Annotated in this window: 15 protein-coding genes; 7 read left to right on the forward strand and 8 right to left on the reverse strand. The window is 52.0% G+C overall.

Translation table 11 applies throughout. From position 1 onward, the window contains the following. Nucleotides 1-202 precede the first annotated feature (202 nt). The 5 genes from ABXT40_RS00725 to fba all read left to right on the forward strand — a co-directional run bounded on the left by ABXT40_RS00725 (nt 203) and on the right by fba (nt 4,920). A complete protein-coding gene (locus tag ABXT40_RS00725) occupies nt 203-724 on the forward strand; it encodes an invasion associated locus B family protein (protein WP_443645934.1) in 522 nt (173 codons plus the stop codon). Continuing rightward, complete coding sequence (rlmN, locus tag ABXT40_RS00730) at nt 721-1,866, forward strand: 23S rRNA (adenine(2503)-C(2))-methyltransferase RlmN (RefSeq protein ID WP_443645935.1); 1,146 nt, start codon at nt 721-723, stop codon at nt 1,864-1,866. Before ABXT40_RS00725 ends, rlmN begins: the two co-directional genes overlap by 4 nt. A 134-nt stretch (nt 1,867-2,000) precedes the next feature. Beyond that, nucleotides 2,001-2,720, forward strand: coding sequence for a Bax inhibitor-1/YccA family protein (locus tag ABXT40_RS00735; RefSeq protein ID WP_443645936.1), 720 nt, complete (start codon nt 2,001-2,003; stop codon nt 2,718-2,720). Between the two features lie 144 nt (nt 2,721-2,864). Beyond that, nucleotides 2,865-3,821 (forward strand): class 1 fructose-bisphosphatase, encoded by a 957-nt coding sequence (locus tag ABXT40_RS00740; protein ID WP_443645937.1) that lies wholly within the window; start codon nt 2,865-2,867, stop codon nt 3,819-3,821. A 37-nt stretch (nt 3,822-3,858) separates the two neighbouring features. Next, nucleotides 3,859-4,920 carry a class II fructose-bisphosphate aldolase gene (gene fba / locus ABXT40_RS00745; protein ID WP_443645938.1) on the forward strand — a complete coding sequence of 354 codons (1,062 nt, stop codon included), beginning with the start codon at nt 3,859-3,861 and terminating at the stop codon, nt 4,918-4,920. Between the two features lie 3 nt (nt 4,921-4,923). Here fba and ABXT40_RS00750 read toward each other — a convergent pair whose 3' ends face one another. Together ABXT40_RS00750 and ABXT40_RS00755 are read right to left on the reverse strand one after the other, a co-directional pair. Next, nucleotides 4,924-5,772, reverse strand: a complete 849-nt coding sequence (locus ABXT40_RS00750; RefSeq protein WP_443645939.1) for an NAD(P)-binding domain-containing protein — start codon at nt 5,770-5,772, stop codon at nt 4,924-4,926. Between the two features lie 23 nt (nt 5,773-5,795). Beyond that, the gene (locus ABXT40_RS00755; protein ID WP_443645940.1) at nt 5,796-6,671 is read right to left on the reverse strand and encodes a M23 family metallopeptidase; all 876 of its coding nucleotides are present in this window, start codon (nt 6,669-6,671) and stop codon (nt 5,796-5,798) included. Between the two features lie 122 nt (nt 6,672-6,793). Here ABXT40_RS00755 and trxB point away from each other — a divergent pair, with 122 nt between their 5' ends. After that, nucleotides 6,794-7,756: a thioredoxin-disulfide reductase gene (gene trxB, locus ABXT40_RS00760; RefSeq protein ID WP_443645941.1), complete on the forward strand. Its 963-nt coding sequence runs from the start codon at nt 6,794-6,796 to the stop codon at nt 7,754-7,756. Between the two features lie 88 nt (nt 7,757-7,844). Here trxB and ABXT40_RS00765 read toward each other — a convergent pair whose 3' ends face one another. From ABXT40_RS00765 to ABXT40_RS00785, 5 genes are all read right to left on the reverse strand, one after another. Then, nucleotides 7,845-9,050, reverse strand: coding sequence for an MFS transporter (locus ABXT40_RS00765; RefSeq protein ID WP_443645942.1), 1,206 nt, complete (start codon nt 9,048-9,050; stop codon nt 7,845-7,847). Nucleotides 9,051-9,216: 166 nt separating this feature from the next. Further along, nucleotides 9,217-9,663, reverse strand: a complete 447-nt coding sequence (locus tag ABXT40_RS00770; RefSeq protein ID WP_443645943.1) for a cold-shock protein — start codon at nt 9,661-9,663, stop codon at nt 9,217-9,219. Nucleotides 9,664-9,826: 163 nt separating this feature from the next. Continuing rightward, on the reverse strand, nt 9,827-10,729 hold the full coding sequence (gene pyrF / locus ABXT40_RS00775; protein ID WP_443645944.1) for an orotidine-5'-phosphate decarboxylase: 903 nt from the start codon (nt 10,727-10,729) through the stop codon (nt 9,827-9,829). 42 nt (nt 10,730-10,771) lie between these two features. Next, nucleotides 10,772-11,023 carry a DUF2312 domain-containing protein gene (locus tag ABXT40_RS00780; protein ID WP_443645945.1) on the reverse strand — a complete coding sequence of 84 codons (252 nt, stop codon included), beginning with the start codon at nt 11,021-11,023 and terminating at the stop codon, nt 10,772-10,774. A gap of 9 nt (nt 11,024-11,032) precedes the next feature. Continuing rightward, on the reverse strand, nt 11,033-11,332 hold the full coding sequence (locus ABXT40_RS00785; RefSeq protein ID WP_443645946.1) for a DUF1244 domain-containing protein: 300 nt from the start codon (nt 11,330-11,332) through the stop codon (nt 11,033-11,035). Between the two features lie 272 nt (nt 11,333-11,604). Between ABXT40_RS00785 and mntR the strand changes: the two genes are divergently transcribed. Then, nucleotides 11,605-12,024: a manganese-binding transcriptional regulator MntR gene (gene mntR, locus ABXT40_RS00790; RefSeq protein WP_443645947.1), complete on the forward strand. Its 420-nt coding sequence runs from the start codon at nt 11,605-11,607 to the stop codon at nt 12,022-12,024. A gap of 255 nt (nt 12,025-12,279) precedes the next feature. Here the strand turns inward: mntR and ABXT40_RS00795 are convergent, their stop codons facing one another. Then, nucleotides 12,280-13,776, reverse strand: coding sequence for an ArnT family glycosyltransferase (locus ABXT40_RS00795; RefSeq protein WP_443645948.1), 1,497 nt, complete (start codon nt 13,774-13,776; stop codon nt 12,280-12,282). Nucleotides 13,777-13,843 lie beyond the last annotated feature (67 nt).

Consider the following 13,843-nt stretch of genomic DNA (forward strand, 5'->3'; position numbering starts at 1 on the left):
TTACGTTTTCGACTGGCAGCTTTTGGAAAGTCTTTGCATCACGGCGCGAGGTATCCTAAAACAATCTGTGTCGCCGCATGCGGGTTTGGTGTCGGTTTCATATTGATGCCATAAACCGATGACACATTGCTAAAGACACGCCCCGACGGGGCCATTATTGTGTCAGTCAGACCAGATAAGCGAATAAAGGAAGAGTGAATAAATGTTCAGACTCAGCAGAATGATGGGTGTTTTCACATTGGTGATCGCGACCAGTTTTGCAGCAGCGCCTGCCTTTGCCGAACCGGTACAGATGCTCATTGAAAAGGACTGGGGCGCCTATCGCTATGATAATGATGGCAGCCGCATTTGTTTTGTCAGCAGCGTGCCAAATTCAAGCAAAGGCAAATATGATCCTGAAAACCGTGGTGATATAAGGGTTTTTGTGTCGCATGGCCCGGGCAAGGCTGAACGTGATGTTGTTCAGGTGATTGCTGGCTATCGCTATAAGGCGCAGTCGGATGTAACCCTGTCGATTGACGGCAAAAGCTTTAAATTATTCACCCTTGAAGACCGCGCCTATGCCGAAAGCGAAGAAGATGACCGGCGAATTATCGTGCAGATGAAACGTGGTAACAAAATGACCGTCATTGGCACCTCTAGCCGTGGCACGAAAACCACCGACACCTATTCACTGGCAGGCTTTACCAAGACCAAAGCTGTTATTGACAAGACCTGCAAATGACCGTTGTTCCCGAGCTAGCTGCGGCGGATCAGCCTGCGCCCATTGCCATGGATGCGCCGCTGCAAAAAATCAATCTTCTTGGTTTGGCGCTTGCCGATCTTGAGGCGGAAATGGTGGCGCTTGGTCTGCCAAAATTTCGTGCGCGGCAGGTTTGGCGTTGGGTTTGGCGTCATGGCCTCAGCAGCTTTGACGAGATGAGCGATCTTGGTAAACCGGTTCGCGAATTGCTGGCAGCGCATTTTTTGGCCGATCGGCCAGCAGTTTCGCGGCGGTTACAGTCGGTTGATGGCACGATCAAATGGCTGATCCGTTTTGCCGATGGCAATGAGGCCGAATGTGTCTATATCCCTGATAAGACGCGTGGCACCTTATGTATATCATCACAGGTTGGCTGTACCCTGACATGTAGCTTTTGTCACACGGGAACACAAAAACTGGTTCGCAATCTAACCATTGCCGAAATTTGCGGTCAGGTTTTGCTGGCGATGGATGAATTGAATGACTGGCCATCGGGCAAGCCAGAACGCCGCCTTACCAATATCGTTTTGATGGGCATGGGCGAGCCGTTGTTTAATTATGAAAATGTTGCCACGGCGATGCGCATCATCATGAGCGGCGAAGGTGTGGCGATTTCAAAACGCCGCATTACTTTGTCAACATCGGGTGTTGTTCCCGAAATCAAACGTTGCGGCGAAGAATTAGGGGTTAATCTGGCAATTTCGCTTCATGCAACGCGCGACGAGCTTCGTGATAAGCTGGTGCCAATCAACCGGAAATACCCGCTTGCTGAATTGATTGATGCGTGCCGTAATTATCCCGGCTTATCCAATGCACGGCGGATTACATGGGAATATGTGATGCTTGACGCGGTGAATGACAGTGATGAGGATTGCCGCGCATTATTGGCGCTTATCAAGGGCATACCGTCAAAGTTGAACTTGATCCCGTTTAACCCATGGCCTGGCAGCCCCTATATATGCTCGTCAGACGAACGGATCAAATCTTTTGCCAAACGCGTTTTGAATGCTGGCTATGCATCACCGGTTCGCACGCCGCGTGGCCGTGATATTCTGGCTGCCTGTGGGCAGTTAAAATCTGAATCACAGCGGGCGCGGCGGCAGAAAACTGGAATTGCTGGTTAGCGGGCGCGGCTTGGCAAAAGGCATCTATTCATTACGAAAATTCCAAGTCTGCGCTTGAATCATTTGGTTTTAATCCTTATATCTAAACCACAATCATCGTCAATTTTTGGCAATGTCATTTTGGGAGTTACAAAATGCAGGATAATCGTTTTATGAATACCGCCGCAGCGACCGCTGCCCAGACCGATGTCGGGCTGCGGGCTTATATGCTTGGCGTGTATAACCACATGACCACAGCTCTTTTGCTGACAGGCTTTTTTGCCTTTGCAACAAAATGGGCCGTGCTGAATGTTGCTGGTCTCGGCCAGCTTTTATATGGCACACCATTGAAATGGGTCATTATGCTCGCACCGCTTGGCATGGTGCTTTGGCTATCTGCGCGGATTAACCGCATGTCAGCCACCAAGGCGCGGAACCTGTTCTATGTCTATGGTGCCATTATGGGTTTGTCGCTTGCGTCGATTCTGTTTGTCTATACCGGTGCCAGTGTTGCGCGGGCCTTCTTTATCACTGCAGGCGCCTTTGCCGGTCTTAGCCTATACGGCTATACCACTAAGCGCAGCCTGTCGGCGATGGGATCATTCATGATTATTGGCCTGTTCGGTCTGATCATTGCGTCAATCGTGAATATCTTTATGGCATCAACCCAGATGGAATTTGTGATTTCGGTTGGTGGTGTGTTGATTTTTGCCGGTTTGACCGCTTGGGATACACAGCGCATCAAATCCATGTATATGGCTGGTGACAGCCGTGAAGTGGCAGCGAAGAAATCAATTTTTGGGGCGTTAACGCTTTATCTTGATTTCATTAATATGTTCCTGTTCATCCTGCGTCTTTTCGGAAACCGCGAATAGTCGCAATGTTGCCGCATTAGGAAATGATTGAAACGCCCGTACCGCTATGGTGCGGGCGTTTTGTTTTTGCTAATATCTAAATCAGTCAAAAGCCAATATTTGCCGGCTTGAATTCAGTCTTCACATCTAGCCGAGTGCCGCATTATGCCTCATTTATCTGCCATGCTTGAATCGATTGCCAGCAAGGAGCCAGCCAAGGCGGCTGCGTGTGAGGCAATTGCTGGACTGGCAGCCGCAGCCGCGTCAATTGCGGCGGTGATCCGCCAGCCCGATGCTGGTGCAGCGCTTGGTGCCATTCGCGGCAGTGCCAATGCCGACGGTGATGACCAAAAGGCGCTTGATGTTCTGGCAGATGAAATGATCGAAGCTGCATTGGCAGATGTGCCAGCGGTGGCTGCCTATCTTTCCGAAGAACAGGATGACGCGGTTCAGCTTCATGATCATGGGACGGTGATCGTTGCCAGCGATCCTTTGGATGGGTCGTCAAATATTGATACGAATGTTTCGGTGGGAACAATCTTTTCGATTTTACCAGCCTCAGGCGGTGTCTTGCAGCCCGGCCGCAATCAGCTTGCCGCCGGATTTTTTGTTTATGGGCCGCAAACAACTTTACTTGTTAGTTTTGGCAAAGCGGTTGCCGCTTTCCAGCTTGGTGATGATAGCGTGTTTCACGATATGGGATGGGCGGTCACAATCCCGTCTGATACGCGCGAATTTGCAATCAATGCGTCAAATATGCGGCATTGGCAGTCTGATGTTGCAGGTTATATCGCTGATTGCCTTGGCGGTGAGGCTGGCCCACGAAAAGTTATTTTCAACATGCGCTGGATTGGCTCGCTTGTTGCCGATGCATGGCGCATTTTCCGGCGCGGCGGCATTTTTCTTTATCCAGCTGATGCGCGTTTGGGCTATGAGGCTGGGCGGCTTCGGCTGGTTTATGAAGCCAATCCGGTGGCGTTTCTGGTTGAGGCCGCTGGCGGCAAGGCCATTGACGGTGATAGCCCTATTCTTGATTTGGTGCCGCAAACGCTTCATGCCCGTGTGCCATTTATTTTTGGCTCTGCTAATGAAGTTGACGCATTTACCCGCTATAGGTCATAAATAGACCCTGAATTTTGCTTTGACATAGGATGATTGCATGCTGATTTCCCTTCGCCAACTTCTTGATGACGCCGCCGAGTATGGCTATGGCGTTCCGGCCTTTAACATTAACAATATGGAACAGGGCTTGGCCATTTTGAAGGCGGCTGACCGTGTCGATGCGCCAGTGATTATTCAGGCCAGTCGGGGTGCGCGTAATTATGCTGGCGATGTCATGTTACAGGCGATGGTCAAGGCCTTGGCGGAAATGTATCCGCATATTCCGGTCTGTATGCATCAAGACCATGGCAATAACGAAGCGACCTGCATGACAGCCATTCAATATGGCTTTACCTCGGTGATGATGGATGGCTCGCTTGAATCTGATGCGTCAACACCGGCGTCTTATGACTATAATCTGGATATCACCCGCCGCGTAACCGAAATGGCGCATCATGCTGGTGTGTCGGTTGAGGGCGAACTTGGCGTTCTTGGTTCATTGGAAACTGGCGAGGGTGAGCAGGAAGACGGTCATGGTGCAACCGGAAAATTATCCGAAGATCAATTGCTAACCGATCCTGATCAGGCGGTTGAATTTGTCAAAGACACCAAAGTTGATGCGCTTGCCATTGCCATGGGAACAAGCCATGGCGCCTATAAATTCACCCGCAAGCCAGATGGTGAAATTCTGGCGATGAATGTGGTTGAAGAAATCAATCGCCGCCTGCCGAATATCCATCTTGTTATGCATGGATCATCAAGCGTGCCACAGGAGTTGCAAGATGTCTTCAATGCGCATGGTGGGGAAATGCCACAAACATGGGGCGTGCCGCTTGAAGAGATCGAGCGCGGCATCAAATATGGCGTTCGCAAGGTGAATATTGATACTGATTGCCGCCTTGCCATGCTTGGCGTCATTCGTAAGATTGCCAATGAAAATAAGGCCGAATTTGACCCGCGGAAATTTCTCAAGCCAGCAATGGATGCGATGGAAAGCCTGTGCGCTGACCGGTTTGAACGGTTTGGCACGGCTGGCAATGCGGCGCGAATCAGGCCGTTATCCCTGTCGGCAATGGCATCACGCTATGCTAGCGGTGATCTTGACCCATCAATCGGCTAAAGCTTATCCGCCCGCCGCCAGAATGGCGGCAAGGCCGGTTTCATAATCAGGATAGAGAAGATCAATCCCTAATTCGGGTTTGATAATGCGCGACCCAACGCGCCGCCGCGACACATAAAAGCTTTGTGCCATTGGTGATAGATTCGCATCTTCCAGCTTTTGCGGCGTGGGTGGTTCCACGCCAATCAAGCCTGCAGCATGCCGAACAACATCGCCTTGAGGTGCGGGTTTATGATCGGCCAGATTAATGATCCGGCCTGATCGCGGCTTGGCCATAGCGGCAATGATAATCCGGCAGATATCGTCAACATGAATGCGGTTAAAGACCTGTCCCTCGCGTTCAATGATGCGCGCCGTACCATCGCGAAGCGCATCAAAGGGGCTTCGCCCAACGCCATAGATACCAGCGGCACGGAAAATTTCTGTCCCAAAAGCCTCTTGCCAACGGGCTTCGGCAACAACGCGCGCTTTGCCACGGGCGGTTGCCGGGGCAACTTCGGTGTCCTCATAGCAGATATCATGCGGCATATCGGGATAGACCGATGTTGCTGATACATAACCGCTCCAGCCAGAAAAATTGGCAAGGTTATCACCATGTGCATCAAGCACTGGATCTGAGCCGCCGATGGCGGTAATCGTGCTGATAATCGCATCAATATCACCAAAAGCGGCGGCCGGATCGGCAAGCGGTTGGCCTGCTTGAAACGGCAGGATTTGCCAGCCCTGATCGGCCTTATCGGCAAGCTTGGATGGTGTGCGGGTGGTGCCACGAATTTGCCAGCCCTGATCGGCAAGCGTTTGTGCCAATGGCACGCCAACATATCCAAGACCAAAAATAAAAACCGTTTTCATATTATCGCCTTTTGATCGATCATCTATGACGCTGGATCGGGCATCGCGCCAACCAAAAGCCCGGGATCAATGCGCCGCCCCTGCCAATCAATTCGCCAGTCAAGATGTGGGCCGGTGGCGCGACCGGTGGCACCAATCGTGCCAATCAAACCGCCACGTTCAACCAGCATGCCGGTTTTCACATCAACCCGATCAAGATGTAAAAAGCTTGAATTCACGCCAAGCCCATGGGCAATCACCACTGTCCAGCCGGAAAAATATAAATCTTTTACCAATGTCACAACCCCGCTTGCCGGAGCGTAAACAGGCGTGCCGGTAGGGGCGGCAATATCAATGCCATAATGCGGCTGGCGTGGCTGGCCGTTTAAAATGCGCTGGCTGCCATAGATGCCTGAAATCCGCCCAAGGGCTGGCCAATCAAAACCGCGCCAGAAATCGCCAAGCGGGGTTTGGCGCTGGCGGGCGGCGCGAACCGCGTCACCATCAGATTTGATTCGCGCCAGAACGGTAGCTGGCGGCGTGACCATTGTTGATTTCAGCCCATCAATGCGCTGGATGTTATAGTCGCGTTGGCGCGGTGCCAAAAGGTTGGTTTTGACGCTTCCATCTGGCGCAATGATGCGAAGCGTCGCTGGCGCGTCAGAATCGCGATGAAACCCAATCACGAAAACGCCATTTTCACCAATTTCAACTGCGCTATCATCAAGCATGATCTGATTGGCTGGATCGGTGCGGGCAATAATAAGCCCGCCTTCAACCGCGTTTCCCGTCAGGATTTCGGCACCATCAATATCTAGTGCCTTTGCCGGGGCAGCAAGCGCAATCAGCAAAACCAAGACCGCGACAAGCCGGACGCGGTAAAAACACAGATAAGTGGCAATGGGGCTATGAAGTTTCATGGGCAAAGGCTAACATGATGTTGTGTAAATGACACTTGAAAACACAAGCTGTTGGGTGTTATCCCCTTCACATAGCCTGCCTTGATAAAGCCGAACGCCAAAGATGAAAGAGTAGCCAGAAAATGACCGATCATGCCAGCGCAACAGCCGACGCCGCCCTTCATGAACATGTTGTTATCATCGGGGCAGGTGCCGCCGGTTTGACCGCCGGCATTTACACTGCCCGCGCCAATCTGTCGCCGGTTATCCTTGCCGGATTGCAACCGGGTGGGCAGATGACAATCACCACCGATGTTGAAAATTACCCGGGCTTTGCCGAGGTTATTCAAGGGCCGTGGCTGATGACCGAAATGCAGTCACAAGCCGAAAATGTTGGCGCGCGTGTCATTTATGATTTGGTGACTGATCTTGATACATCGGCGCGGCCGTTCCGCATGAAACTGGATTCGGGAAAAGTAATGACCGCTGATGTGGTGATTCTTGCCACCGGCGCGCAGGCGCGCTGGCTTGGCCTTGAGTCTGAATCAGCCTTTAATGGCCGCGGCGTTTCGGCCTGTGCCACTTGCGATGGGTTTTTCTATAAAGACCGCGATGTCGCCGTTATAGGCGGCGGCAATACCGCTGTTGAAGAAGCCCTTTATCTTGCCAATATTTGCCGGTCGGTAACGCTGGTTCACCGGCGTGATTCTCTTCGGGCTGAACAGATCATGCAGGATCGGTTGTTGAAAAAGGATAATATCACCGTTGAATGGAACCGTGCCGTTGCCGAGGTTCTTGGCGATGAAACTGGCGTTACCGGATTGCGTTTATCCTCGACCGGCAATGATGATGACAAGGTGATTTCGGTTCATGGCATGTTTGTTGCGATTGGCCATGATCCGGCAACCAAGGCCTTTGCTGATGCGGTCGCATTGGATGATGAAGGTTATATCATTGCCGAGGCAGGCGGCACACGAACCTCGGTTGATGGGGTGTTTGCTGCGGGCGATTGTGTTGATAAAATCTATCGTCAGGCTGTAACGGCCGCTGGCATGGGTTGTATGGCCGCGCTTGATGCCGAACGCTGGCTTGGTGAGCAGGAATAGGCTTGCCGTTTCATCACGGCGGCTTGGTAATGATCTTTGCGCGGCAATAAATTTGCCGAAACAATAAGAGCCGGTCAGGCGTGATGGCCTAGGCTGGCACGGCGGCAGGTTTCGGTTCGCGGATCGCCCAATTCACCGCAAAGGCAAAAAAACCAGCCGCAGCATTCAACCACCACATGGCTTCGTAATTGCCAAAAACATCATACCAGATGCCGCCAAGCCACGCGCCGGCAAATGACCCGATCTGATGCGATAAAAACACCAAACCATAAAGCATGCTTAAATGGCGTGGCCCGAAAAAGGCAAGGATCAAACCGCTTGTCAGCGGAATGGTGCCAAGCCATAAAAGCCCCATTGCCGCCCCAAAAAACAGCGCCATTGCTGGGCTTGCTGGCAGGCTGATAAAACTAGCAATGATCAACCCGCGTAAAAGATAGACAATTGCCAGGGTTTTCTTCTTTGACACGATGCCGCCAAGCCAGCCGCACAAAAACGCCCCAATGATGTTAAATAGCCCGATCAGCGCAAGCGACCAGCTTGCGATTTCCGCGCTCAAGCCAGCATCTTGAAGATAGGTCGGAAGATGGGTTGTGATAAAGACCAGCTGCAAACCACATACAAAAAAGCCGATTGTCAGCAGGATATAATCACGGCTGCTGGTGGCTTGACGAAGCGCGCTTCCGGCACTTTGGGTGATCCCTTCAAGCGGGCGCGCACCGCCAGCCGGTACCCGCATGCCAAGCGTCACCGCCACCATTGAGGCAACAATTGCCGATAAAATCACAATGGCGAATTGCCAGCCATGTTCGTTCATCATGATTTGCGCAACCGGCACCAGCGCGAATTGGCCAAAAGATCCAAAGCTGGTGACAAGCCCCATTGCCAATGAGCGTTTTTCTGGCGGTGCGGCGCGCGCAACCGCGCCAACGGCAATTGAAATGCCAGCACTGCCAAGCCCCATGCCAATCAGAATCTGTCCGAAAAAGATGCCGGATTCGGTTACGACAAAGGCCATTGATAAAAGCCCTACCGCATAGATCAAAACGCCAAAAGCGGCCACTCGCCATGCGCCAAACCGGTCGGCCGCCGCGCCAAAAAAGGGTGATGAAAGCCCCCAGATCAGATTTTGCACGGCAATGGCTAATGAAAAAATCTGGACGCCGCCATCAAGCGCGGTTGAAATCGGCACAAGAAACAGGCCAAAAACCTGTCTGACACCAAAGGTTACCGACACCAGAGCGGCGGCGGATAACATGATCATGACCCAGCGAAATTGCGGTGTTGTTGATGACATGGATGGCATTTCCCATAGCGTGCAAAAAGGCTTGATACGCATATTTGGAATCAAACTAGTAAGCCAAGCGGGATAGCGCTATGCCAACAATAATTCCGATTGCGACTTCAAAAACCTACACGCGATGATTTTGTTTCTCAAGTTAATCATCGAGAAGCCGAACGGCCTAAACCTGCGGGCCGCGGCCTGAGTCATCAATGCGGATCAGCAGTTTTTGTACCTGCATCAACGAGTGAAATCCGCAATCATTCAAAACCCGCGAATGAACGAAAACATCTTCGCTTAAATCTTCGGCGGTCACAAAACCATAGCCACGAATGTCGTTGAAGAATTTGACCACGGCGCGCATCTCGCCCTCGTCAGGTTCGGATGCGGTGGGTGGTGCTGGATTGGCGGGTCGTTCAATGGTCAATAAATCTTGAATGACCTGACCATGTTCGTTGGTGGCAAGAGAAACTGAAACCTGATCACCGGTTAACAAGCGAATAAGGCCAAACCTGTCTAGGGTCGAACGGTGAAGAAAAACTTCAGCATTATCAATTTTGACAAAGCCATATCCATTGCGCTCATTATACCAGATGACTTCGCCATTTTTGACTTCATTTTTTGTCACGTTAAACCTCTCAACCACGGCTGAACAGTTTTTTTCAAATGATTAAAACAACAGAACATCTTGGTAAGGGTTAACAAATACCGCCAATCGAAAAACCGTTTACGATATTCAAGATTGCGTGATTTATTGTCGGCTAGTCAAAAGGTAAGCGTTAAAACACCGCTTAGAAAACGCGATCCAAGATTGTTTTATTTTCAGCGATGGTTTCAGCAATTGCATGACGCCATTCGTCAATTGATCCTGCGGAAGCGGCCTTTTTTGGAAAGATCAGGCCGCGCGTGCTATTGATCAGCCCGCCTTCCCAGCCATGCTTGCCACGGGTTAGGCCGCTTGTGGCTTTTTCCGCGCCAGCGCCTTGTGCGCCAAATCCGGGGATAAGAAAGGGGGCATCGACAAGTGCTGAGCGAAGCGCTTCGGCTTCTTCGGGCCATGTCGCCCCAGCAACGATGCCAAGTGACGATATGCCCAATGTTCCCTTGCGCGCAGTGGCAAGCGGTGCCAGCAAGGCGGCAAGATGCCGGTATAGCGGTTGCCCATTAACCATTTGATCCTGAAGATCGCCAGCCCCCGGATTACTTGTCCGGTTCAAGATGAAAAGGCCGCTTCCGGTTGCATCGGCACGATCAAGAAAAGGCGCAAGCGTGTCGATGCCAAGCCATGGATTCACCGTCAGCGCATCACTTGGAAATGGCGCGTCATGCCCAATCCAGCCAGCGGCATAGGCGGTGGAAGTGCTGCCGATATCGCCGCGTTTGGCATCCATGATAACAAGCAGGCCAGCATCAATGGCAGCGCGGCCAAGATTTTGCAAAATCTGCATGCCAGCAGGGCCTTGCTGTTCGAAAAACGCAGCTTGCGGCTTGATTGCGGCAACATGGCCAATGGCCTGTTCAAGGCAAGCCATGGAAAAATCATTAATGGCGCGTATGGCGGCATCACTGGCGGCACCGTCTTGCGCATCGCCGAAAATAGCCGGAATCATGCTGGCATGTGGGTCGATTCCCATGCAAAGCGGAGTGGCTGTGCGGCGGTTTGCCTCGGTTAGGCGGTCACCAAAATGGGTCATGAGATCACGCTCCGGTTTGGTTAGGGCTGGATAATGCCGTGGCTAGCGAAGGCCAAGCGCATCGCGATATGTGTCCAAAAGCGCATCCTGCTCGCTTAGAAGGTCGCGATCCATAGCCCGCAATCGCACAACTTGGCGCATGATTTTTGGCTCAAATCCGGTGGCTTTGGCTTCGGCATAGACATCCTTGATATCAGCCATCAGGGCGCGCTTTTCTTCTTCGAGACGTTCGATACGCTCAATATATTGGCTTAGCTGCTCGGCGCCTGCGCCAGCTCCGGGAATAACGGTCATGCGATTATCCTAATCGTCGTGGTTATGGGTTTTTAGATATTGCGCCTTTTGTTCGGGCGTTGCCTCGGTTTGGTATTGCGCTTTCCAATCAGCATATTCCATGCCGTAGATAAGCTTGCGGGCTTCTCCGTCGGTCATTTCAAGGCCTGATGTTTCCGCAGCTTGGCGATACCAGCGCGACATGCAATTCCGGCAAAATCCGGAAAGATTCATCATATCAATATTTTGAACATCGGTACGTTCTTGCAAATGGGCAACAAGGCGCCGGAATGCGGCGGCTTCAAGCTCGGTTGTTGTGGCTTTGTCCATAATGGTTCCGCTTGTCTGTTGTGGTGTTAAATCGATATCAAACCGGCCGTCACTCTAGCCCATTGCCACTAGCTGGTGCAACCTAATTGCCCATAATTGCCGCGCTATTTCTGCCATTGATTGGTGATAACTGCCTGATTTGCTGATCTTGCTGGAAATCAAGTAATCGATGGTTCCATTAAAAATTTTGGTATGGCTAAAAATTTTGGTTTTCTTTATATTTTCATCAAAGCAAAGTCAGTATACGGCCAAGGCCGAGACAGGATCGTAACATGCCCCGCAAGGCCATTGCCGAAAGCGCTGCAAAATTTGACCGGATCAGGCGGGCGCATCAATCCGAGGTCGCCGAAGATTATGTCGAAATGATTGCCGATCTGATTGCCGAAACCGGCGAGGCCAGAACGGTTGACCTTGCGGCGCGCTTTGGCGTAACCAGCCCGACGGTCAATGCCATCATCCAACGGTTACAGCGTGAAGACCTTGTTGAGACCCGCCCTTACCGTTCAATCTTTTTAACCGATGCCGGGCATGCGCTTGCCAAAGAAGCGCGTGCCCGGCATCGCGTTGTTCGCGATTTTCTGGTGGCGATCGGCGTTCCCGAAACGATTGCCGAGGAAGATGCCGAAGGAATCGAACATCATGTCAGTGCCGAAACCTTAACGGTGTTTGCCAAAATTACCAACCAAGACTAGCTGCCAAGACTAGCTGCCAAGACTAGCTGCCAAGACTAGCTGCCAAGACTAGCTGCCAAGACTAGCTGCCAAGACTAGCTGCCAAGACTAGCTGCCAAGACTAGCTGCCAAGACTAGCTGCCAAGACTAGCTGCCAAGACTAGCTGCCAAGACTAGCTGCCAAGACTAGCTGCCAAGACTAGCTGCCAAGACTAGCTGCCAAGACTAGCTGCCAAGACTGGCTGGCAAGACTGGCTGGCAAGATCGGCATGACCACTATTCAATGCCTTTATGAATGTAAAGATCGCGGCTTTTATTGCGGCCGATCATAATTTTGCTTTGGCTTGGACTGCCTTGCCATTTGATTGGCGGCATGATTGGCGGCGTTGATGATCCAGATAAAACCAATAATGGCGATCCGGCGCGATTTTGCCAGCTGTGATTGGCTTCGAAATGATTGCTTGGCATGCCATCACGATCATGGATCATGATGGTCACGTCCTGACCATGGAAATGCCAGCTTAACAGCGCGGCGGTGGCGCGGCGGTCAGCGATGATGCGGCTTGCCTGATGCGCGGCAAGATGCGGCTCGATATCTTGTGCCAATGCCTGCCAGCCGCGTAACCGGCGAAGTGGATCGGATGCTGGTGTTAAAGAGCCAAGGCTGCCGGCCATTGTGGCCAGCAACAACCCGATGGTCAGGGTAAAATTCAGACCAACCGCAGCAATCCCAAGCCATTTGCGCTGCAACCGCAAAAGCGTTTTTTGAGCGCCATCACTGCCAAGCCAGCCGCCAAGCCAAACCGATAGTGCCGGATAGGCTGCCATCGCCCAATTGGCATTGGCCTCGCTTAGATAGGCTTGCAGGCTGATCAGGCCAATCACCGGCACCGCCATCCAGACAAGCCAACCAGCATGCTTTTCACGGCGTGCGGCAAAAATAATGCCAAGCATCAGGAAAAATACTAATGGGCCGGCGACGCCAGCTTGACCAATCAAAAAGATCAGGATTTGCCGTATATCATGCGTTTGCTTGGCAAGATTGGCATTATCGCCAAGATGCCGCATGGTCGAAAAATCATGCATCACATTCCAGATAAGATTCGGGCTTACCGTGATCAGACAGGCGGCGATGATCAGCAAAAGATGCCGCCCTTGGATGATTGGATTTGGATGGTGACGACCCGAAGCCCAGATCAGCATGAAGCCGAAAAGGCCGTAAAGGGCGGCATATTTGGCAAGCATGCCGACCCCAAGCGCGATTCCGGCATAAATCATCGCGCGCGCTCGTGGAATTTTCCCGCAAACCGATCCAGCAAGCGCCAGCAAGGCCAGAGCGATTGCCAGCAAAAGCGGCGTATCGGTTGAGATCAGAAAACTGCCAAGCCCGACTGCGGGAAGGCTGATCCAGATCAGCGCGGTCAGGCGGCCAGCGCGGGGCCCATAAAGCCATGATGCGGTTTGCCAGAGCACCAATGCGGTTGCAAGCTGCAACCAACAGGCCGGAAGCCGAACCGCCATGGCGCTATGACCAAACGCCCAATGCGCCGCGCCAATGATCCAAGCAATTAATGGCGGTTTGGTGAAATAGCCAAAATCAGGACTTTGGCTCCAAAGCCAATATTGGGCTTCATCAACCCCCAGCTCAAGCGGGCTGATTGCTACCGCTGCGGTGCGAAGCAACGTCAGCCCAAGCAGAACCAGCAGAACAAGGCGGTTCGAAGCAAAAGCGATAGGCGGCTCTATCTTGGTCTGTTGGTGATCGGCCTTCATGCAGTTTCCTTGATTTGCGGTGGCAGCGCTGCTAATTTCAGCGCGACTATAGAGAAAAAAGGTCTAT

The organism is Candidatus Ponderosibacter sp. Uisw_141_02 (genome assembly GCF_048087665.1).
Taxonomy (GTDB): domain Bacteria; phylum Pseudomonadota; class Alphaproteobacteria; order Puniceispirillales; family Puniceispirillaceae; genus UBA3439.